Here is a 22906-nt window from a genome sequence, read left to right as displayed (position 1 = left end):
TGAGCGAAGCGACCTGCGTTCATGAGCAAGTAGCAAAGCGGATTGCGAATGTCCGCTTTCTTGGTGTGCAAAGGGGTCAGACCCCTCTGCAAAGAGGTGTGCTCCCCTTTGCAGTCTATGTCATGTAATCGTTTATCTATTATTTGCAGTAAAGTGTCGGCAGTGCAGCGTAAACAGCAGCGCATACAACGAGATCCTGTTTCCATGTCTTTTCATTCGGTGCATGTGCCTGTGCCTCAGCGCCAGGTCCGAAACCGATACATGGGATCCCGTTTCTTCCCATGATGGATACGCCGTTTGTGGAGAAGGTCCATTTGTCAGTAAGCGGACGGGCTTTTCTCATTTCTTCTGTCTCAGCGGTTCCGATTCTTGTCTCGCCGTAGAGATTTGTGTAAGCTTCTTCCAGAGCCTTTGTTACCTTGTGGTCTTCCGGGATAACCCATGTCGGGAAGTAGCACTCGATCGGGTACACACATCCTGTATAAGACGGACGCTCATAGTTGTACATGGATACTGTAACATCGTCACCGTATTTCTGTACGCTTGGAAGTGCACGGATCTCATCCAGGCAGCTTTCCCATGTCTCACCTGCTGTCATACGGCGGTCCAGTGAAACGGAGCAGGAGTCGGCAACTGCACAGCGGCTTGGTGATGTAAAGAAGATCTCGGATGTTGTAACAGTACCTCTGCCAAGGAAACGAGCTTCTTTCCATTCCGGATTGTATTTCTCGTCTAACATCTTCACAAGACCCTTGATCTCGGTAGCATCCTCAGCGTCATTTTCGTTCAATGCACGAACATCCTGGAGGATATCAGCCATCTTGTAGATTGCATTGTCACCGCGCTCCGGTGCAGAACCATGGCAGGAAACACCTTTGACATCCACGCGGATCTCCATACGTCCGCGCTGTCCGCGGTAGATACCGCCGTCTGTCGGCTCTGTAGAAACAACGAATTCAGGACGAACCTTATCTTCATTAATGATGTACTGCCAGCAGAGTCCGTCACAATCCTCTTCCTGAACGGTTCCTGTAACCAGTACGGTATACTTGTCACTTAAGAGACCAAGATCTTTCATGATTCTTGCGCCGTATACTGCAGAAACAATACCGCCACACTGGTCAGAAACGCCGCGCCCGCCAATTTCTTCGTCATTCTCGTATCCTTCATATGGATCGAAGGTCCAGTTGTCGATGTTACCGATACCTACTGTATCGATGTGAGCGTCGAATCCGATGATCTTTTCGCCTGTTCCCATGTAACCAAGTACGTTGCCCTGTGGGTCGATGACTACCTTGTCAAATTCGAGCTTTCTCATCTCTTCTGCGATACGTTCGATGTGGGCTTTTTCATCGCAGCTCTCGCCCGGGTTTTTTACGATCTCTCGTAAAAATTTTGTCATGTCAGCCTGATAGTTTTGTGCAGCCTCTTTGATTTTGTTGAAATCCATTCTCTTTCTCTCCTTTATCTTTTTTATATGAAATTGGTTAGGTTTAGTTAGGTTGAGTTGTGCAAAAATAAATGTTTCTAATAGTGCAGTATTGAATCTAAAGAATTAAAATAGTTTCTTTGTAAACTTATAAAATGTGGTGGAATACTCCTGCAGGTACTGGCTTTTTATTTCTCGTTTCCGCCCCATACGATGGACTCATATCTCTCAGGATCAGTGTCACCTTCTGTTGAGAAGAGAAGAACCTTGGAGTTTTCATCCAGTCCGAGATGCTCTCTCAGCTCTTTATATTCGTCCATGCACATGATACATGCCAGTGTTCCAAATGGTGCTGCACCGGATTCACCTGATGTGACTGGAGAGTCACCCTTGATCGGTGCGGCCAGCATACGCATTCCCCTTGCAGCAGCCCAGTCCGGAGTTGCGATGAATGTGTCTACGTGGTTTTTCAGGATATCCCAGGAAATCGTATTTGGTTCCCCGCATGCAAGCCCTGCCATGATCGTTACCATATCTCCATCTACGATCTGGAGACTTCCATCGCCTAATGCAGCGCCTTTATAGAGGCAGGCAGCGGCTTCGGCTTCTACCACGATCACTTTTGGAGGATTCTCAGGATAGCGGTTTGCAAAATATCCCTGAACAGCTCCTGCGAGAGATCCCACACCAGCCTGGATGAATACGTGTGTCGGTCTGTCACATCCGTAATCCCCTAACTGTTCATTCGCTTCCATAGCCATCGTACCATATCCCTGCATGATCCATGCCGGAATCTCTTCGTATCCCTCCCATGCAGTATCCTGTACCATGATGCCGTTCTCGGTCTTGTTTGCAAGATCGTTAGCCATGCGTACGCAATCGTCATAGTTATATTCTTCGATGGTAGCCTGTGCACCCTCAGCAAGAATATTATTGAGACGGGTCTGTGTCGTTCCCTTCGGCATCAGTACGACAGATTTCTGTCCGAGCTTGTTGGCTGCCCATGCAACGCCTCGTCCATGATTTCCATCTGTTGCTGTGAAGAAGGTTGCCTGGCCGAATTCATCCCGAAGTTCTTGAGAAGTCAATACCTGGTAAGGAAGTTCGGAGACGTCCTTTCCAACCTGCTGTGCTATGTAACGCGCCATTGCGAAGGAACCGCCGAGTACTTTGAAGGCGTTCAGGCCGAAGCGGTAAGATTCATCTTTGATATATACCTCTCCAAGTCCCAGCCTTTCTGCCATCTTGTCAAGCTTGACGAGCGGTGTGACACTATATTGAGGAAAACTTTCATGGAAGGCTCTTGCCTTCTTTACCTCGTCGAGTGCCATGACCGTAAGCTGTGCGTCGTCTGTCTTAGGCATGTGGTTCACTGCCCATTTGATTGTTTCCATGTGTGAAAAACCTCCTTCATAATAATGTAATGAATTGTTGTATGGCTATTTGCCCGCATCCATGTAACTATAGAGTGTGAATTTTGAAATTCCCAAAAGGGAGGCAATTTTGTCACCGGATTTGGTGATCAGGAAAGCACCTGCGTTGTTCAGGTACTGTACAACTGCTACCTTGTCATCCTTACTCATCAGTGCAACCGGCTTGCCGACCAGTGCGAGTGCCTGTTCGATCAAGACATCGAGAAGCTCATTCACATTGTGGGTGATCTTCTGCGGCTGATCCTTCTCATCATCTGAATCAGTTTCTTTTTCAACGCTGATCAGTGACTGGATCGCAGTATCGATGGTGAGCAGTGCAGTGATGTCGTAGTTCAGGGAAAATATGTAAGCGATACGGTTATTCTCATCCCTGATATACATGGTGCTTGACTTCAGGATCCGTCCGTCATCTGTCTTAGTAAGATAGGAATGCCGGTCCTGGATCTCTGACGGGTCCCGGCTTAAAGTCTCCAGTACCACGCTGGAAGGGCCGTCACCTAGTTTTCTGTTGGAAATGTGTCCATTCTCAATGTAAACGATGGAACTTTCCAGTTCTTTTTTCCGCAGATCGTGAATAACGATCTCACAGGAGCTTCCGAACTGTACGGCAAGGCCGTGTGCGATCTGTTTTAATAGATCTAATCTTTGGCTCAATGTCACCATTCCTTTCGTGTATGGATTTGCCGGGGAGTTGTTTTTCCCTCGCCTTTAAACCCATCATAGCATAAAAAAAATATAAATCAATACTTTTTCTAAAAAATTTTTAGGTTGCCTAAAAGTTTTTTAGGATTTGTATTGCAATTATATCATTTTAATGTTATTCTATAGACAACAAAAACGGTCTAAAAATATCTGTTCGAAAAAGAAAAGACTGTTTTTACAAAAGGATATACAAAATATAGTGCGACGTGCAAGGAAAGCAACACCCTTGTAGAATTTGTATACTAAAAGATTTCAAAAAGAAAAGGAGACAAAAGTATGCTGATTTTAGGTAATGGAAGGGTAATCACAAGAGATGATGCAAATCCGTATCTGGCGCAGGGCGCTGTGGCGATTGAAGGAACCACGATCAAAAAGGTGGGGACCTTAAAGGAGGTCAGGGCAGCTTATCCGGATGCAGAATTTATCGATGCAAAGGGAAAGGTGATCATGCCTGCATTTATCAATGCACATGAACATATTTACAGTGCCTTTGCAAGAGGGCTTTCTGTGAAAGGATATGATCCAAAGGGATTTTTAGATATCCTGGACGGAATGTGGTGGACCATTGACCGGAATCTGACCCTTCATGATACTTACTTAAGTGCTATGGCCACGTATATTGACTGCATTAAGAATGGTGTTACGACGATCTTTGATCACCATGCAAGCTTTGGTTCCATCCGGGATTCTTTGTTTCATATTGAAAAGGCGGCAAAGGAAACTGGAGTACGTTCCTGCCTGTGCTATGAGATTTCTGACAGGGACGGCAAAGAGAAGGCCAGAGATTCCGTGATGGAGAATGCGGAATTTATCAGACATGCATTAAAGGATGACACGGGGATGATCGCCGGAATGATGGGAATGCATGCACAGTTTACGATCTCTGATGAGACGATGGAGCTGGCGGCTTCAAATAAGCCGGACGGCGTCGGATATCATATTCACGTGGCAGAAGGGATCGAGGATCTTCATCACTGCCTAAAGCACTATGGAAAACGTATCGTGGACCGTCTGATGGACTGGAATATCTTAGGAGAGAAAACGCTCCTGGGACACTGTATTTACATCAATGGACACGAGATGGACTTAATTAAGGAAACGAATACCATGGTCGTACATAATCCGGAATCCAACATGGGCAATGCATGCGGATGCCCTCCGACCATGGAGCTGGTACATAGAGGCATTCTGACCGGACTTGGAACAGACGGATATACACATGACATGACAGAATCCTTCAAGGTGGCTAATGTGCTGCACAAGCATCACCTCTGCGATGCCAATGCCGCATGGGTGGAAGTACCGCAGATGCTTTTTGACGGCAACGCAAAGATCGCAAACCGCTACTTTAAGCAGGAGCTCGGTGTTTTAAAAGAAGGCGCAGCCGGAGATGTTATCATCGTAGATTACGATCCGCTGACTCCGCTTGGCGCAGATAACTGCAATGGGCATATCCTGTTTGGAATGAACGGAAGCAAGGTTGTGACAACGGTAGCAAACGGGAAGGTTCTGATGAAAGACAGAGAATTACAGCACATCGATGAGGAAAAGGTTATGGCAGAGTGCAGAGAAACATCAGAAGCTCTTTGGAAACGAATTAATGACTAATTGCAAAAGGGTCAGACCCTTTTGCTCACCATTTTCAGACTATTCAGATTATATCATAGGAGGTTTATACAGATGAGCGATATTATGACCCCGATGTCTTTCGGGCATTTATTGGATTGGATAATGACAGAGCGTGAGAAACACGGTACGGTATTCGGAGAGCATACACCATATAAGGCGGATGCAAAGTATTTAAGGACGATCTTCGGGCGCCCCTTAGAGACTCCGGTGGGACCGGCGGCAGGGCCGCATACACAGCTCGCACAGAATATAGTGGCAGCGTATTATACAGGCAGCCGTTTCTTCGAGCTTAAGACCGTACAGGTGATGGACGGTGCCGAGCTTTCAGCATGTGTGAATAAGCCGTGTATCAAGGCGGATGATGAGTGTTATAACTGCGAGTGGTCCACAGAGTTATATGTACCGCAGGCAATGGAGGAGTATATCAAGGCATGGTTCCTGTTAAAAGTCATGGCAAAGGAATATGAACTTGGCGATATGAACGGATTCCAGTTCAATATCAGCGTAGGCTATGATCTGGAAGGGATCAAGTCTGAGAAGATTGACAATTTCCTGAATACGATGAAGGAAGCAAAGGATTCGGAGATCTTCCAGTCCTGTAAACAGTATCTTCTGGAACATGCAGACCAGTTTAAGAACCTTACAAAGGAAGAGATCGAGAGTATTCCTTCCGATATCTGTAACTCTGTGACGATCTCTACTCTGCACGGCTGCCCGCCGCAGGAGATTGAGAAGATCGCGATGTATCTGATCACGGAAAAAGGTTTCCATACCTTTATTAAATGTAATCCTACCTTATTAGGATATGAATATGCAAGAAAGACCATGGATGACATGGGATATGATTATGTGGCATTTGGAGATTTCCATTTCAAAGATGACTTGCAGTATGAGGATGCTGTTCCAATGCTGACACGTCTGATGAAGGTATGTGAAGACCGCGGCCTGGAATTCGGTGTCAAGATCACGAATACCTTCCCTGTAGATGTAAAGCAGAACGAGCTTCCAAGTGAAGAGATGTACATGTCAGGAAAATCCCTGTACCCACTGTCCATCTCATTGGCAGCAAAGCTGGCAGAGGAATTCGACGGAAAATTAAGGATCTCTTATTCAGGCGGAGCCGATTTCTACAATATTAGAGGCATTGTAGATGCAGGAATCTGGCCGGTAACCGTGGCAACGACCCTGTTAAAGCCAGGCGGATATCAGAGAATGTCACAGATGGCAGAGATACTGGAGAAGGAAAATGATGAGTTTACAGGAGTGCGCGCCAGTGCAGTCAGAAATCTTGCAGAAGAGGCAAAGGTCAGTGTCCACCATGTGAAATCAGTCAAACCGCTTCCGTCCCGCAAGATGAAACGCGAAGTTCCGCTTTTGGACTGTTTTGTAGCACCATGTAAGGAGGGCTGCCCGATTCATCAGGATATCACCACCTATCTGCAGCTTGTGGGTGCGGGAGAATATGAAGAGGCGATGAAGGTTATCACAGAGAAGAATCCGCTGCCATTTATCACTGGCACGATCTGTGCACATAACTGTATGAGCAAATGTACCCGTAACTTCTACGAGGAACCAGTACATATCCGTGCCATGAAGTTGGAAGCGGCACAGAACGGCTATGTATCCTGGTTAAAACAGGTAGTTCCGTCTGCTGTAACGGAAAAAGGAAAAGCAGCAGTGATCGGCGGCGGTCCGGCAGGAATGGCAGCAGCATATTTCCTGAGACGCGGCGGTATGGAAGTTACTTTATTTGAGCAGACGGATTCCTTAGGCGGTGTTGTACGCCATGTGATCCCGGAATTCAGGATTGCAAAAGATGCGATCGATAAAGATGCGGCCATCTTAGAAGCGGCAGGTGTGGAGATCCGGTTCAACGTGAAAGTGGAAAGTATCCAGGAACTGCGTGAGAAAGGATATACAGCAGTCGTACTTGCTGTTGGCGCATCCAAACCTGGCATCCTGAAACTGGAAGAGGGCGAAACGATGAATGCCCTGGATTTCCTCGCGAAGTTCAAAGCAGAGAATGGAAAGCTGGATCTCGGTAAAAATGTAGTAGTCATCGGCGGAGGAAATACTGCGATGGATACTGCCAGAGCCGCAAAGCGCACCAAAGGTGTTGAGAGAGTTTCACTTGTTTACAGAAGAACAAAACGTTTCATGCCGGCAGATGAAGAAGAACTGCTCATGGCAGTGGAGGACGGCGTAGAATTCAGGGAATTACTCGCTCCTGTGAAGCTGGTGGATGGTAAGCTGATCTGCAGGGTGATGAAGCTTGGTGAGTATGATGCATCCGGAAGACGCAGCGTTGTAGAAACAGATGAGATCTGTGAAGTTTTGGCTGACACCGTGATCGCAGCAGTCGGAGAGAAGGTTCCGACAGAATGGTATGAAGCAAACGGAATCCATGTCAATGAGCGCGGAAAAGCACTGGTTGATGAGGAGACCTGTGAGACAAATCTGGAAGCTGTCTACATCGCAGGGGACGCTCTGGGCGGCCCGGCAACTGTTGTGGAAGGCATCCGGGACGGCAGAAAGGCAGCAGAGGCGATCATCAAAAGAGCGCTTGCTAAGGATTTTGACAAACCGGCAGCAGAAGAGAAGGTATACGCAAGAAGAGGTGTCCTCAAAGAATTGGAGGAAGGTCTCAAAGAGACAGGCCGCTGCCTTGGATGCTCCAGCATCTGTGAGAACTGCGTGGAAGTCTGTCCGAACCGTGCGAATATTTCCATTCAGGTTCCGGGAATGGCAAAACACCAGATCATCCATGTAGATTACATGTGCAACGAATGCGGCAACTGCAAGAGCTTCTGCCCATACCAGAGCGCACCGTATCTGGATAAGTTTACATTGTTTGCATCTGAAAAAGATATGGAAGACAGCAAGAATCAGGGCTTTACTGTACTTGATCCAGAAAGCGTAAGCTGTAAAGTCAGATATTTAGGCGATATCTTTACCTGGACAAAAGGGGAAGAGACAAGGCTTCCGGAGGGCTTGCAGAAGCTGATCGAGGCCGTGATCCGGGATTATTCTTATCTGTTAGCGTAAAATCAGGAATGATCCTAATGTAAGAAAAAGGTATCAGGAGAATATACTGGCAGTATTGACAAATAGGATTGACAGAAAGAAGGAATGTTTATGAAACGTTTGTTTAAAGGCGGCACAGTCGTGAGCGGTGAGGGCTTAAAACAGCTTGACATCCTTGTGAAGGGCGAAAAGATCCTGGCAGTAGGGGAGGACCTGGAATTTAAGGATGCGCAGATCGAAGATGTACGGGGAAAATATCTTTTCCCCGGCTTCATCGATGCCCATACCCATATGGCATTGGAAGTCAGCAATACGATCACCGCGGATAAATTTGAAACAGGCACCAAGGCCGAGATCTCGGGCGGTACGACCTGCATCGTGGATTTTGCAACTCAGAATAAAGGAGAGACTCTGCACGAAGCACTGGACAACTGGCATAAAAAAGCGGACGGCCGTTCCTCCTGCGACTACGCATTTCATCTGGCGATCTCCGATTGGAACGACAGTATCAGTGAGGAGCTGGGGCGTGTTGTAGAGGAGGGCATTTCTTCTTTCAAATTGTATATGACCTATGACAATATGGTCGTAGATGACAAGACCATGTATGAAATCCTCACACGGCTGAAAGAACTGGGTGGGATCGCAGGTGTCCACTGTGAGAACAGGGGAATCATCGATGCCAGACTGGAGGAAGTGCTTAAGAAAAAAGGAAACAGAAAGGATGTTTCCGATTATCCGGGCACCCGTCCCGCAGCGGCTGAGGCTGAGGCGGTCAACCGTCTTCTCAAGATCGCTAAATGCGTGGATACGCCTGTGATCGTTGTACATTTAAGCTCAGAAGAAGGATACCGTGAGATCGAGCGTGCCAGAGAAGATGGGCAGACAGTATATGTAGAGACCTGTCCGCAGTATCTGGTCATGGATGAAAGTAAATATTCGCTGCCGGACGGGGAGGGCAGAAAGTATATGATCGCTCCACCCCTGCGCGGTAAAAATGATCAGAAAGTATTGTGGGAGGCATTGTCAGAGGGCAGGATCCAGACCATCTGTACAGACCACTGCAGCTTCAATCTGGAGCAGAAGAGCATGGGGGAAGATGATTTTTCCAAGACTCCGTGCGGAATGCCGGGAGGAGAAGAGCGTCCGGCCCTGATCTGGCAGTTCGGAGTGAACAAGGGAAGGCTTACACTGGAACAGATGTGCAAATATCTTTCCGAGAATCCGGCGAAGCTGTATAAACTCTATCCACAGAAGGGAACCCTTTCCCCGGGAAGCGATGCGGATATCGTTGTATGGGATCCCGATAACGAGTGGGTGCTTTCTAAAGAAACTCAGCAGTCTGACATTGATTACTGTCCGATGGAGGGCACACAGATCAGGGGACGGGCCGAGAAGGTGTTCCTGCGCGGCCGGCTGATCGCCGAAAACGGAGAGATCAAGGAAGAAAATGCAGGACAGTATATCCGGCATGGCGTTGTAAAAGAGGAAGAATAAGCGGTAACAGGATATGATAAAGAAGTATAAAGACGGAAAATTTGTGGAATATTCCTCATTACTGGAAGCTCTTGGCATTGAGGAAAAGAATCCCATTCTCTCTGTCGTGGGCGCAGGAGGCAAGACAACGACGATTGCGGCACTGGCCGGGGAATACCGGAAAAGACATGTTCCCGTGCTGGTGACAACAACGACTCATATGAAGATAGAAGAGGCCCCCTGGTTTGTATTGGAGCCATCTATGGAAAAGGTGAGAAAGGTGCTGGACCTTGAGGGGATGGCCTGGGTCGGAATCCCTGACAAAGACGGTAAGATGAAAGCACCGTCCGGTCAGTTTTTAGAACATCTGATCCAATGGGGCGTTCCGGTCCTGATCGAGGCAGACGGATCAAAGAGGCTTCCGCTGAAAGCTCCGGCAGCATACGAACCTGTCCTGTTAAAAGAGACTACCCATGTGCTTAGCCTCTATGGCTTAGATGCAGTGGGAAAGACTATAGAGGAAGTCTGTTTCCGCCCTACAGCGGCGGCCGGGCTTCTGGGAAAAAGTCTGACAGAGAAGGTAAGTCCCGGGGATATCTTAGATCTGGCACTTGATGCAAAGGGCGGAAAAAAGGGGATTCTTCCGACGATGAAATACATTCTGATCTTGAATAAAGCGGATACCAGAGAGCGGGAACATTTTGCGGCGAAGATCTGCGGCCGGGCAGCAATGCAGGGAATTTCCGACATCCTGGTGACAGCATACGAATAAGGAAGGCAGCAGAAGTTATGAAAATATTAATCAAAGGGGCGGGAGACCTGGCAACAGGGATCGCCTCTCGTCTATATCACAGCGGACATCAGCTCCTGATGACAGAGATCGCAGTCCCCTTAACCGTGCGCCGGATGGTGTCACTGTCCAGGGCTGTATATGAGAAGGAAGCGGCTGTAGAAGATATGAAGGGAATCCTTGTCTTCTCCATGGAGGAGGCAGAGAAAGTACTCGGGGCCGGAGATATCCCGGTCATTATAGACGAGCGGGCAGAGATCGCCGGGGAATTCCATCCCGACGTCATCATAGACGCGATCCTGGCAAAGAAGAATCTGGGAACAAAGATTACGGATGCCCCCTTTGTGATTGGTGTCGGCCCCGGCTTTACGGCAGGGGAGGACTGCCACTGTGTTGTGGAGACAAAAAGAGGGCACACTTTGGGAACTGCGATCTATGAAGGAAGTGCGATCCCGAACACAGGAGTTCCGGGCAACGTGGGCGGCTATACGATAGAGCGGCTGATCCGTGCCGCTGCGCCGGGAGAGATGGTCCCGCTTGCAGCTATCGGAGATGTGGTAAAAAAAGGCCAGGCGGTCGCAGTGACAGGCGGAAAAGAAGTTTATGCACAGATGGACGGAATCGTCAGAGGAATGCTCCAGTCCGGGGTGATGGTATCTGAAAACTTAAAGATCGGTGATATTGATGCGCGCTGTGAGATCGACCACTGCTTTACGATTTCTGATAAGGCGAGGTCAGTCGGAGGCGGTGTATTGGAGGCAGTGACCCGCTTTGAGCATATGCGCGGGCACTATGCAATGGTCATATTGGCAGCGGGGAGAAGTGTACGGTTTGGAGACAATAAGCTTTTGGCAGCCATCTCGGGAAAGCCCCTGTATCAGCATACACTCAGCAGGATGCAGGCGTTTGGAGATTACCCACGGTATCTGGTGACCGGATATGACAGGATCGCAGAGGATGCCAGGAAACAGGGAATCCAGGTGGTGATGAATCGTGAGCCGGAGAAGGGGATATCCCATTCGATCCAGCTGGGATTAGAAGCATGTCTTAAGGAACATCCGGATATCCGCGGTATCCTGTTTTCGGTCTGTGACCAGCCGAATCTAAAGGCATCTACGATCCAGAGGATCTTAAATACGGCATCTGCACATAAAGGGCAGGTCATCTGTGCAGGGGATCCGCTAAGACCAGGCAACCCGGTACTGTGGGACCGGGAATTTTTTGAAGAACTTTTCAGTCTGTCAGGGGACCATGGCGGCAGGAAGATCATGTCCCGGCTGCCGGATCAGGTCCGGTATGTTAAGGCACAGTCTGAAGAACTAAAAGATATCGATCTAAAGAACGATATTTTTGAATAAGGTATTCCGGGAGACGGGAGATCTGCCCGGAGAAAGGAAGGATATATCATGTTTACTGTTCATGTAAATGGGAAGGATTATCAGGTCGAAAAGGATAAAAAGCTGATGCGCTTTCTGAGGGACGACCTTCATCTGACATCTGTCAAGGACGGATGCAGCCAGGGGGCGTGCGGCACCTGTACGATCCTGGTAGACGGCAAGACAACACGCGCCTGTATCCCTATGATTTCTAAGATGGAAGGTAAAAAAATCGTTACGGTTGAGGGCTTAAGCGAACGTGAGAAGGCAGTTTACGCCTGCGCATTCGGCAGGGCCGGAGCAGTACAGTGCGGCTTCTGCATTCCGGGCATGGTCATGTGTGCCAAGGGGCTGATCGATGTGAATCCGGATCCGACCCGTTTGGAGGTGATCGCTGCGATCCGCAATAATATCTGCCGCTGTACCGGTTACAAGAAGATCATTGATGGGATCCTGCTCAGCGCAAAGATGTTCCGGGAAAATATTCCTGCCGCGGACAATGACGGTGTGGTTCTTGTCGGCGATGCCATCCAGAGAATCGACGCAGCGGAAAAGGTTCTGGGAACCGGGGAATATCCAGACGATATCTATCTTGACGGTATGATATACGGAAGTGCGGTGCGCTCCGAATATCCGAGAGCAAGGGTACTGGCGATACATAAAGAGGAGGCAGAAGCCCTGGAAGGCGTTGTCGGGGTCTTCACAGCAGAGGATGTTCCGGGAAATGTCAAGGTCGGCCACCTCAAGAAGGACTGGGATACCATGATTCCGGTAGGAAAAGTCACCCATTATCTGGGAGACGCCATCTGTCTGGTTGCGGCAGAGGATCCTGATACTCTGGAGCGCGCAAAGAGTCTTATCAAGGTAGACTATGAAGTGCTGGAACCGGTATTGAATCCGTTTGAAGCATTGAAAGAAGATGCACCAAAGGTCCATGAGTCAGGAAATCTCCTTGCCCATGAACATCTGGTAAGGGGAAATGCAGATGAAGTGATCGCAAATTCCAAGTATAAAGTGACAAGACATTATGAAACACCATGGACAGAGCACGCTTTCCTGGAGCCGGAATGTGCCGTTGCGATGCCGTTTGACGACGGTGTATTCATCTATTCCACTGACCAGGGTACCTATGATACCCAGCACGAGTGCTGTATCATGCTTGGCCTCCCGCCGGAGAAGGTGATCGTGGAAAACAAGCTGGTCGGCGGCGGTTTCGGCGGAAAAGAGGATGTCAGTGTACAGCATCATGCGGCGCTGATCGCCTATTTGACCAAGAGGATCGTAAAAGTAAAATTATCCAGACAGGAAAGTATCGTTGTGCATCCGAAGCGTCATCCGATGTGGATGGATATCACCACAGCTTGTGATGAGAACGGATATCTGACTGCCATGAAGGCTGTTGTTGTGTCCGACACAGGTGCTTATGCATCTCTGGGCGGCCCGGTGCTGCAAAGAGCATGTACCCATGCAGCAGGGCCTTACAACTTCCAGGTAGTCGATATTGACGGGAAAGCAGTCTATACGAACAACCCGCCGGCCGGAGCATTCCGTGGATTCGGTGTGACCCAGACGTGTTTTGGATCAGAGCGTAACTTAGACCTCCTGGCAGAGATGGTGGGCATCTCTCCGTGGGAGATCCGTTACCGCAATGCTATCCGTCCGGGACAGGTGCTTCCAAACGGACAGATCGCAGACGGCTCCACCGCTGTGGCAGAAACGCTGGAAGCAGTCAGGGAAATCTATGAGAGCGAGCCGTATGCGGGGCTGGCATGTGCTATGAAGAACGCCGGAGTAGGCGTGGGACTCCCGGACTGGGGACGCTGCCGCCTGCTCATCAGAGACGGAAAAGTAGAGATCCATGCCGGAGCATCCTGTATCGGACAGGGGCTTGGCACCGTGTTGATCCAGGTGGTATCACAGACGCTGGATCTGCCGATCGACAAGATCCTATACTGCCGTCCAAATACCGCAGATTCACCGGATTCAGGAACGACCTCCGGTTCCCGTCAGACCTTGATCACCGGAGAAGCAGCGAAGCGTGCCTCCGAAAAGCTGGCAGAGGATCTAAAAGGTCATACCCTGGAAGAACTGGAAGGTAGAGATTATCTGGGAGAGTATCTGGCAAAGACCGATAAGATGGGAAGTGACGTACCTAATCCGGTTTCCCACGTGGCATACGGATTTGCAACGCAGATGTGCGTCCTGAATGAGGATGGTACGATCAAGAAAATGATCGCGGTCCATGATGTTGGAAAGGCGGTCAATCCGGTCAGCGTCGAGGGACAGATCGAAGGCGGTGTTGTCATGGGAATGGGATATGCCCTGACAGAGCAGTATGAGCTCAAGGATGGATATCCGGTATCCAGATTCGGGACACTGGGGCTGTTCAAGGCAGATAAAGTGCCTGAGCTTAATTCCATCATTGTTGAGAAGCCGGGAGTGGATGTGGGATACGGAGCGATCGGAATCGGAGAGATCACCTCTATTCCAACCGCACCTGCTATTGCCGGAGCATATTACAAATGGAATAAAGAGTTCCAGACAAAGCTTCCGCTTACAGGAACTCCTTATGAGAAGAAGAAAAAATAGAATAAAATAAAAAAAGACCATACAAAGAATGCAGGACAGCCATCTTTGTATGGTCTTTTTATGTAAAACGGCAGTGCGGCGGGAATGAAGCCATCTTATTTTTCTTTAGGCTTCGTAAATATATTCTTCTCCCGGGGCGAAGATATGGAACTGCTGTGACCTGTTCAGCCGGAACAGGCAGTCCACAAAGTAAGCGGGGTTGACCTCATTGATCTCATAGAGGTCGAAATGCATAGGCACCAGCAATTTGATGCCGGTATTCTTAGCCAGCAGCACGGCCTCCCGGCTGTCCATATTTCCGATGATATCATCACGCAGGCGGTAATGATCCCGCCCGTTGACCGGCAGGAAGCCAATGTCTACCTTGTCGAGACGGCCGGGCAGTCCGTCATAGACACAGCAGTCTCCTGCATGGAATACGGTGATATCTCCCAGTTTAAGCTTATATCCTAATTCCTCATAATGTCCTTTTCTGTCAAAATGCAGCTCTTCATGGGCAGCAGGAACAGTAGTGACCTGAATCTGGCCCAGTGAAAGTGTCTGATCCCCATCCATGCAGATGATCCGCTCCTTTGCGATACCGTAGGACATCAGAGGGGCCTCCAAAGCATAGGGAACAATAAATTTAATATTTTGATTCACCTGATTCAGTACAGAAAGTGTGTCAGGGTCCGCATGGTCAAAATGGGCGTGTGTACAGAATACATAGTCAATAAAATCCAGCTCAGAGGCAGTGATCGGCGCAGGATATTTCCGCCTCCAGATCACGGTGTCTGTGCAGCAGTTTCGATCCACATAATCTGTGAGGTAGGGATCGATCAATAGATAAGTTTCCTGATATTTGAATAAAAAGCCTTCCTGTCCAAGATAGAAGACAGCGGCCTGATGATAAGGAAATAGCGGGAGGGCAAATTTATGATTACCAATAACTGTAACCATACCCCAGAGACAACGATTAATTCAACGGTGTATTTAGTCCTTGCTATTTTGTCTACGCTCTGCTGTTCTGTTTTACTGGGAATTCCAGCTATTATATTTGCAAGCAAGATTAGTGTAGCTCAGCAGGCGGGTATGATGGATGAAGCCCGGGAGTATGCGAAGAAGGCAAAGATTTTTCTGATCATTGGGGGAGGAGTGGGGCTTATATACTATATTATACGTTTTCTGCTTCTCTAACAAAGGCAGGAAAGCCTCACATCAAGAGATCTTCCCTGCCTTTTTTCATTAGATACATTTCCAGCATCAATTCTATTTCCCCGTCCCCCGAGTCATTCCTGACACCAGATATTTCCTGAGTATCAATGCTGTGGCAGCAGGCGGTATGATCGCGATCAGCCCTCCCGCCGCAGTGATCCCGTACTGAATGGAATCCTTTACCATAAACTCACTTGTCACAATGGACACTGGCTTTGTCTGAAAGGAGGAGGCCAGGATCAGTGGGATCTGAAATTGGTTCCATGCACTTAGGAACATGATCAGCGCGCTGGAGATCACGACCGGATAAGCGATCGGCATCAGGATCTCAAAAAAGGTTCGGATCCGTCCGCAGCCGTCCACCCGGGCAGCTTCCTCAATTTCTACAGGAATCGTAGAAAAATAATTGATCATCAGCCATATACTCATAGGCAGGAAAGAGCTTGCATATACCAGACTGAGCCAGAACATGTTATCCAAAAGCTGATAGGATACAAAGATCCGGTACAGCGGGATCACGGTGGCAAATACGGGAATGACCATGGTGATCAGGATCGCATTTTTAATCAGTTTTTTCCCTTTGAACTTAAGCCTTGCAAGAGAATATGCAGATATCATGGCAACCGGAAGCCCGATCAGCAGCGTGATCCCCACGGCCTTTAAGGAATTTTGCATTCCCTGGAAGAGGATCGTATTTTGTCTGGAGGAAGCCGTGAAAAGAGTGGTATAATTCTCCCAGTTCAACTTGCTTGGCAGCATCCTCATGGTATTCTTGAACATCTCAAATTCCGGCGTAACGGATACTAGGAATGCCCATATAAACGGACCTGCCGTAAAAATAAGGAAGATCACCACGACGATGAAATAGAGTAGTTTTCCACTTTTCGTCTTCATTAGTATTCCACCTCCCTGGTCAGATTCCTCAAATAGAAAAAGCCTAATACTGCTGAGATCAGCATGATGATATAGGTCAGCGCACTCCCCTTTCCAAAATCAAGGAAGGAGAAGGTGGTGAGGTAGCTCTCGATCAGCAGATTTTTTCCAAGGTCACTGTATCCTGCCAGAGCAACGATCTCGTCAAAGATATTGATGGCAGTGATAGAGGCGGATGTAATTCCGATTCCCACAAAAGGCATCATCAGGGGTCCCGTGATATACCGAAAAGAGCTCCATCTTCCGGCTCCGTCGATCCTTGCTGCCTCATAGAATTCATGGGGAATTGCACGAAGCCCTGCCAGGCATACGATTGCAGTGAAAGGGATACTCCGCCAGGCAACTACGACAGCTACAACGAAAAGCAGGAGGAACCGGCGTGACATCCACTCAATTGGCTGGTCAATAAAGCCCAGACTGATCAGCAGCTTATTCATGAATCCATATCCGGGATAAAAAATAAAGCGCCAGATGATTCCGTTTACGACCGGGGGCAGTGCCCAGGGCAGGATGGCTGCAGCCATTAAAAGCCCGGAAATCTTCGTATCTACATTTAGCATCAGAGCTACGCAGATGCCGAAAACAGTCGTTAAAAGGACAACAACGGCCAGCAGAAACAAGGTATTCTGCAGACTGTACCAGAAGGAATCTGAACTCAGGACTGCACGGTAGTTGTCAAAGCCCACAAAACCGGTATCCTGCGGTGCCGTCAGCTTCATTTTCTGCATACTGTATGAAAATGTCTTAATGATCGGGTAGTACACCAGTACTGCCATGATGATAATAATTGGCAAAAGGAGCGCAATGCCCAGCGCCCCTTTGTGTTTTTTCTTCATAGTCTGTGATTCTCCGCTTCTTTCGTGCTTTGAAGTTCCATGAGTTTTTATTTGCCTGCTAACTCATTGACCTTCTTATTCATGGCATCGAATGCTTCCTTGGCAGAAGCCTCTCCAAGTACCATTTTGTTGACATTATTATAGATCGCGTTGCTCATCTCAGAGTAATAATCCGGGATACCGTTCGGGAACGGAGACTGGATCAGCTTTGCCTCATCAAGCATTGCACCGGCATTCTGGATCGTACCGTCGTCGATCAGATCACCGAGTACAGAATTTCTTGTAGGAATGGAGCTGTTTGCCTGGTAAAGCTCTTTCTGTGTCTCTGCTGAAGTATACCACTTTACAAACTCTTTTGCAGCATCTTTATTTTCTGAGAACTTGGTTACACCGACTGCTTCCGGCAGCGGCATGGTCCTATCAGATGCTGCATCCCTGCCCGGCAGCAGGATCGCTTCGATCTGTCCGACAACACTGCATTCTTCTTCGTTGCTGCTGATCCCGACAAACTTGGTCGGTCCAACCATGAAGCTTGCCTCACCTGCTGTCAGCTTGCGGTAAGCGTCCATTCCGGATGCGGTCTTAAGTGCCGGGTCCGTGAATCCCTCGTCAACCAGTTTCTTTTCAAATGTAAGGGCATCCAGGACGGCATCCTGGTTGAGTGTTCCGTCATCATTGAAGACCTGTCCGCTTCTGGAGTAAGCCATCCACATCATAGAGGTAGTAGCAGATTCGTCTGCGTTCATCGGCATGGTGTAAGGATACTCTGCGATCCCGGCCTCCTTGATCTTCTTTAAAGCATCATAGACTTCATCCCATGTCTTGGGTGCCGTCTCGATCCCGGCCTGTTTGAAATGCTCCTTGTTATAATATGCGATACGATAGTCATTGGCATATGGGACAGCCAGGACTTTTCCGTCGATGGAAAATGTCTCCAGTGTCGGCATATCTGCCTTATCCTCGTCGCTCATCTCGATCTCTTCCAGCCATCCGGCGCTGTTCATCTCTCCGACCCAGGACCAGTCTACTTCGATGACATCTGCAGCAGCAGCCCCGCCGGAAGCAGCGATGGCTACCTTGTCACGGATATCATCCCAGCTAACTACGTTCATAACGACATTGATCCCGCTTTCCTCGGTGAATGCATTCAGCATATCATCGCTTGGAACAGCCCATTCCGGTACCATGACGGTGATTTCTTTTCCGTCAGATTTTTTTGTGTCCTCTTTTTTTGTATCTTCTGTTTTCTTGTCAGAACCACAGCCGGCCGCTAGTGTTCCGATCAAAGCAGTACATAAAAGTACACTTAATAGTTTCTTTTTCATAAAATCCTCCTTTGTGCATCATTCGACAAGTTTTATCCGCTTGTTAGTCAAGTATATCCAATCCAAACGGCAGTTGCAAGATTCAAGCATGATTTACCGATATATTTTTTCCATAAATAAAGTCTTTTATTGACTTGGCCTATATCTTATTTTTCAGGATGGACTTTTGGTACTGTTTCGGTGACATCCCATACGCCCTTTTAAAGATCCGGATGAAATAATTGATGTCATTATATCCGCAGGATGCCGCCACAGTGGTGATGGACAGGGAGGAAGAATTGATCAGCGTGATCGCACGTCTTAAGCGTACCTGATGGATATAATCGGTCAGCGTGGTCTGAGTCTCCCTCTTAAACAGGCTTGAGAGATAATTCTTGTTCATACAGAATAGCTCTGCAAAAAAGGCAAGATTTAAGTCCTCGGCATAATGAAAATCAATATAGGAGATCACGTCCTTGATTACTGGTGAATAACCTGTCATCGAGTGGTTTTTTACCATCAGGCAGTACTTATGCAGCATATCTGACGACAGATGGTCCAGCTCGCGTTCTGAACGTGCCTCGTTGATCAGAATGGCAAATTTACCGGACAGGTCATCAATATACAGCGGATGTACTCCGCCCGCTTCAATGGCTTTCCGAAAAAGTGTATTCAGGATGATCACACCGTGTTTCTTGTTTAAAAGTGCATTCTCAGACCTGGGCCTTAGCTGAAAGGTCTGGAATTTTTGGTGAAGCTCATGGGCTCTTTTTTCATCTCCCTTGGAGACAGCCTCAAGCATCTGGTTCTCTACCTGATACCGCTCTTCAATGGTGCTGACGGAGATCTCAGGATTTTTACGGACTTTTAAGATCAGCGGAGAATGCTCCATCTGGATCGTCCCCTCGTCCGGAAGGTGTGAAACGGTATACTCAGTGTGGAAGAGTCCCCGGGAAAGATTCAGTACAAGAGATTCAAAACTCTCTATATTGGAAAGCACAGGAGTGGAGGCATAAAACAACCGGATATCCTCGAACAGCTCCTGCGGGATCGAGAGATTTTCCATTGTCTTTAGAAGCGCCTCAGATCCGGGGGTACATTCCAGATAAGGGCCTATCACAAAATGAGGTGATTCATAATCATATAAAAATAAGGAAGGAAGATGAAGAAACAGATAGAACATCCCGAAAGAGTCCCTGTATCGCACGATTTTCCCGGAAGTGACGTATTGTTCTAGGAAAAACTGTAAAGCCTGGTAATTGTAGTCTTCATACAGATGCAGACGGAGTCCATTATCTGTCCGCGACAGATTGGAATTATCTTTAAAAATGACACAGCAGCTTACGTTGCATGCGGTCACGGCCTCCTGAAAAAGTTCCAACTGCTTATGTTCCATATTTGCACCTCACAAAAGTAATACAATATTAGTTTAAAATAATACAAAATAATTCTATAAAATAAAATAACATAAAATTGTGCTAAAAACAATGGATATTATTATTCTTTTGAACTTTAAAAACGAGTATTTTAGATATATCAGTAAGAGAAAGAGAGGAATCATACAATGAATCAGCCTTTTTCAGATTTTAAAAAGAAAAACGACTACCTGATCTGCATTGATTCAGACGGATGTGCCATTGACAGTATGGATATCAAGCATATCCGCTGTTTTGGGCCGTGTATGACGGCAGAGTGGGATCTGGAGGACGACCGGGAACGGATCCTGAAACGGTGGAATCAAATAAATCTGTATTCTATGAGCAGAGGGATCAACCGTTTCAAGGGACTGGCAGCGGCTCTGGAGGAAATAGACCAAAAAGGAAGGAAGATCGAGGATATAGAGACATTGGTCCAATGGACCAGGGAGTCAGACGAGCTGTCAAATGCTGCACTTAAAAGAGCCGTGGAAGCGACAGGCAGTATCTGTTTAAAAAAGGCACTGAAGTGGTCTGAGGCGGTCAATGAAGCCATCCAAAAGCTGCCGGAAGAAGAGATTAAGCCTTTTGAGCATGTCGGGGAGGTGATCGAAAGACTTCATAGAACGTGCGATATCGCAGTGGTCTCTTCTGCAAATTATGAAGCAGTGCGGGCAGAATGGGGCAGGTTTGGCCTTCTTAAATCCGTGGACGTGCTTCTGGCACAGGATGCCGGTTCAAAGAAGAGCTGTATCGAAAAACTGATGTCTTATGGTTATCTGAAAGATCATGTCATGATGACCGGGGATGCACCGGGGGACCTGGAGGCTGCCCGGGCGAACGGAATATTCTATTATCCGGTCCTTGTATCTAAGGAGGCAGAAAGCTGGGAAAATCTGGAGGCCGCTGTGGAAAAGATGAAGGATAAAACCTTTGCAGGGGAATATCAGGCCGGGCTTACGAAGCGCTTTGTAGAAAATCTTACAAAGGAACGATAAGGGAAGAAAAGAAGCAGAAGAATAAAAGGAAAGGAATCAGGAGGAACCAACATGGTGAATTTAAAAGAGAAACCGTATTATCTGAATGAAGAGCAGATTCAATGGGTGGAAGATACCATTGCCGGTATGACAGATGAGGAGAAGATCGGACAGCTTTTTGTCAATATGGTGGCAAATGAGGAAGAAAGAAAGCCGGAAAATATAAAGAAAGTCCTGGATACATATCATCCGGGTGCGATCCGTTACCACAATGCGCCAAAGGAAGAACTGTGGGATATGGCGGACTGTCTGCAGAAGACAACAAAGATCCCGCTTCTGATCGCCTCCAACTGTGAGGCCGGAGGAAATGGCGGTACGCTGGGCGGTACACCGATTGCCAATGGCGCAGCAATGGCAGCGATCGATTCCGAGGATGCGGTATACCGTATGGCCGAGGTTTCCGCAAGAGAGGCAGCCGCGGTAGGCTGTAACTGGAATTTCGCACCTGTTGTGGATCTGACCTATAACTGGCGGAATACGATCGTGCAGCTTCGGGCCTTTAATCACGATCCGGATGATGTGATCCGATATTCAAAAGCATTCTTTAAAGGGATGAAAACACAGAATATTGCGACCTGTATGAAGCACTTTCCGGGAGACGGGACAGAGGAAAATGACCAGCATTTGATCATGGGAGTCAATGATCTTGACTGTGAAACATGGGACCGTACCTTCGGAAAGGTCTACAGGGAATTGATCGGTGAGGGCGTCATGACGATCATGGCGGGGCATATCGCGCTTCCTGCATATTCCAGAAAACTGCGCCCCGGTATAAAGGAAGAAGATATCCGTCCGGCAACATTGGCGCCGGAGCTGATCACGGACCTGTTAAAGGGGGAACTTGGTTTTAACGGATTGGTCGTCACGGATGCCTCCCATATGATCGGGATGTTTGGTGCCGCCATACCAAGATATCAGCAGGTTCCACAGGCGATCGCAGCCGGGTGTGACATGTACCTGTTTTTCAACGACAGAGAAGAGGATTTTGGTTACATGATGGAAGGCTACAAAAACGGGATCATCACAGAGGAACGATTGAATGATGCACTTCACAGGATCCTGGGTGTCAAGGCCGCCTTGAATCTGCACATCCTGCAGAAAGAAGGCAGACTGACGGCTCCGAGGGAAAATCTGAAAGTAGTTGGCTGTCAGGAGCATCATGAGATATCCAGAGAGCTTGCAGACCAGTATGTGACACTTGTAAAAGACCGTCTGAATTACCTTCCGATGACACCAAAAAGGTATAAAAGAATCAAACTAGTTTACATCGGCTCAGAAGCGACTGTGATCGCGGGGACAAAATTCGAGTCTAACGATCAGAATATCATAGCCGATATCGTATCCCAGTTAGAGGAGGCGGGCTTTGAGGTCGATTCCCGGGTAGCAGCAAAGAAAGGGAAAATGGAGGAATTTAAGAAGAAGTTCGACTGCGTTCTTTTGATCCTCAATATACAGGGATTTGCCCAGTATAATACAATGCGTATCAAATGGGACGAACCGGCAAAACAGCCATGGTACATGTCAGAGCTGCCCACATTTGTTGTATCTTTAAGCAACACCAATAATCTGATCGATGTGCCGATGGCAAGATGCTATATCAATGCCTACATGGATCACCATGAAAGCTTCGCCGCCGTGTTGGAAAAAATGATGGGAGAAAGTGAATTTAAAGGAAGATACAACGAGAACGTATTCTGCGGAAGATGGGAAACCAGATTTTAACTGGATTCAGGGAGGTATAA

The 22906-nt window shown here is 47.9% G+C and carries 17 protein-coding genes; 9 read left to right on the top strand and 8 right to left on the bottom strand.

The annotated features are described in order from the left end of the window. Positions 1 to 139: 139 nt before the first annotated feature. The 3 genes from AC4OGX_RS14875 to AC4OGX_RS14865 form a co-directional block, all read right to left on the bottom strand. Positions 140 to 1450 carry a YgeY family selenium metabolism-linked hydrolase gene (locus AC4OGX_RS14875; RefSeq protein WP_493331375.1) on the bottom strand — a complete coding sequence of 437 codons (1311 nt, stop codon included), beginning with the start codon at positions 1448 to 1450 and terminating at the stop codon, positions 140 to 142. Positions 1451 to 1617: 167 nt separating this feature from the next. Then, positions 1618 to 2823 carry a diaminopropionate ammonia-lyase gene (dpaL, locus tag AC4OGX_RS14870; RefSeq protein WP_493331373.1) on the bottom strand — a complete coding sequence of 402 codons (1206 nt, stop codon included), beginning with the start codon at positions 2821 to 2823 and terminating at the stop codon, positions 1618 to 1620. A gap of 45 nt (positions 2824 to 2868) precedes the next feature. Beyond that, positions 2869 to 3516 (bottom strand): helix-turn-helix transcriptional regulator, encoded by a 648-nt coding sequence (locus tag AC4OGX_RS14865; protein WP_493331372.1) that lies wholly within the window; start codon positions 3514 to 3516, stop codon positions 2869 to 2871. Positions 3517 to 3840: 324 nt separating this feature from the next. Here AC4OGX_RS14865 and ssnA point away from each other — a divergent pair, with 324 nt between their 5' ends. The 6 genes from ssnA (at position 3841) to xdh (ending at position 14445) form a co-directional block, all read left to right on the top strand. Continuing rightward, a complete protein-coding gene (gene ssnA / locus AC4OGX_RS14860) occupies positions 3841 to 5172 on the top strand; it encodes a putative aminohydrolase SsnA (protein WP_493331371.1) in 1332 nt (443 codons plus the stop codon). Between the two features lie 72 nt (positions 5173 to 5244). Continuing rightward, a complete protein-coding gene (gene ygfK, locus AC4OGX_RS14855; RefSeq protein WP_493331369.1) occupies positions 5245 to 8238 on the top strand; it encodes a putative selenate reductase subunit YgfK in 2994 nt (997 codons plus the stop codon). A 90-nt stretch (positions 8239 to 8328) separates the two neighbouring features. Next, positions 8329 to 9711, top strand: a complete 1383-nt coding sequence (gene hydA / locus AC4OGX_RS14850) for a dihydropyrimidinase (protein WP_493331368.1) — start codon at positions 8329 to 8331, stop codon at positions 9709 to 9711. A 13-nt stretch (positions 9712 to 9724) separates the two neighbouring features. Further along, positions 9725 to 10462, top strand: a complete 738-nt coding sequence (yqeC, locus tag AC4OGX_RS14845) for a selenium cofactor biosynthesis protein YqeC (RefSeq protein WP_493331367.1) — start codon at positions 9725 to 9727, stop codon at positions 10460 to 10462. A gap of 17 nt (positions 10463 to 10479) precedes the next feature. After that, a complete protein-coding gene (gene yqeB / locus AC4OGX_RS14840; protein ID WP_493331366.1) occupies positions 10480 to 11838 on the top strand; it encodes a selenium-dependent molybdenum cofactor biosynthesis protein YqeB in 1359 nt (452 codons plus the stop codon). A 48-nt stretch (positions 11839 to 11886) separates the two neighbouring features. Then, a complete protein-coding gene (gene xdh, locus AC4OGX_RS14835; protein WP_493331365.1) occupies positions 11887 to 14445 on the top strand; it encodes a selenium-dependent xanthine dehydrogenase in 2559 nt (852 codons plus the stop codon). Between the two features lie 105 nt (positions 14446 to 14550). On the opposite strand, the gene AC4OGX_RS14830 is transcribed toward xdh, so the two are convergent. Then, on the bottom strand, positions 14551 to 15384 hold the full coding sequence (locus AC4OGX_RS14830) for an MBL fold metallo-hydrolase (RefSeq protein WP_493331363.1): 834 nt from the start codon (positions 15382 to 15384) through the stop codon (positions 14551 to 14553). On the opposite strand from AC4OGX_RS14830, the gene AC4OGX_RS14825 reads away from it, so the two are divergent. Continuing rightward, complete coding sequence (locus AC4OGX_RS14825) at positions 15361 to 15621, top strand: CD225/dispanin family protein (RefSeq protein WP_493331362.1); 261 nt, start codon at positions 15361 to 15363, stop codon at positions 15619 to 15621. The two genes, AC4OGX_RS14830 and AC4OGX_RS14825, sit on opposite strands and share 24 nt — an antisense overlap. A 72-nt stretch (positions 15622 to 15693) precedes the next feature. On the opposite strand, the gene AC4OGX_RS14820 is transcribed toward AC4OGX_RS14825, so the two are convergent. The 4 genes from AC4OGX_RS14820 to AC4OGX_RS14805 form a co-directional block, all read right to left on the bottom strand. After that, entirely contained in the window at positions 15694 to 16533 is an 840-nt protein-coding gene (locus tag AC4OGX_RS14820; RefSeq protein WP_493331361.1) for a carbohydrate ABC transporter permease, read from the bottom strand. Next, positions 16533 to 17408, bottom strand: coding sequence for a carbohydrate ABC transporter permease (locus AC4OGX_RS14815; RefSeq protein ID WP_493331360.1), 876 nt, complete (start codon positions 17406 to 17408; stop codon positions 16533 to 16535). The genes AC4OGX_RS14820 and AC4OGX_RS14815 overlap by 1 nt, the downstream gene beginning before the upstream one ends. 47 nt (positions 17409 to 17455) lie before the next feature. Beyond that, positions 17456 to 18733 (bottom strand): sugar ABC transporter substrate-binding protein, encoded by a 1278-nt coding sequence (locus AC4OGX_RS14810; protein ID WP_493331359.1) that lies wholly within the window; start codon positions 18731 to 18733, stop codon positions 17456 to 17458. Between the two features lie 139 nt (positions 18734 to 18872). Further along, positions 18873 to 20108 carry a helix-turn-helix domain-containing protein gene (locus AC4OGX_RS14805; RefSeq protein ID WP_493331358.1) on the bottom strand — a complete coding sequence of 412 codons (1236 nt, stop codon included), beginning with the start codon at positions 20106 to 20108 and terminating at the stop codon, positions 18873 to 18875. Positions 20109 to 20276: 168 nt separating this feature from the next. On the opposite strand from AC4OGX_RS14805, the gene AC4OGX_RS14800 reads away from it, so the two are divergent. Both AC4OGX_RS14800 and AC4OGX_RS14795 read left to right on the top strand, forming a co-directional pair. Next, positions 20277 to 21125 carry an HAD family hydrolase gene (locus tag AC4OGX_RS14800; RefSeq protein ID WP_493331357.1) on the top strand — a complete coding sequence of 283 codons (849 nt, stop codon included), beginning with the start codon at positions 20277 to 20279 and terminating at the stop codon, positions 21123 to 21125. Between the two features lie 51 nt (positions 21126 to 21176). Further along, on the top strand, positions 21177 to 22886 hold the full coding sequence (locus AC4OGX_RS14795) for a glycoside hydrolase family 3 protein (RefSeq protein WP_493331356.1): 1710 nt from the start codon (positions 21177 to 21179) through the stop codon (positions 22884 to 22886). Positions 22887 to 22906: the final 20 nt, after the last annotated feature.

This window comes from Faecalicatena sp., assembly GCF_058819085.1.
Note: the sequence above shows the minus strand (reverse complement) of the source record. Positions and strands in the feature narration are given on the sequence as shown.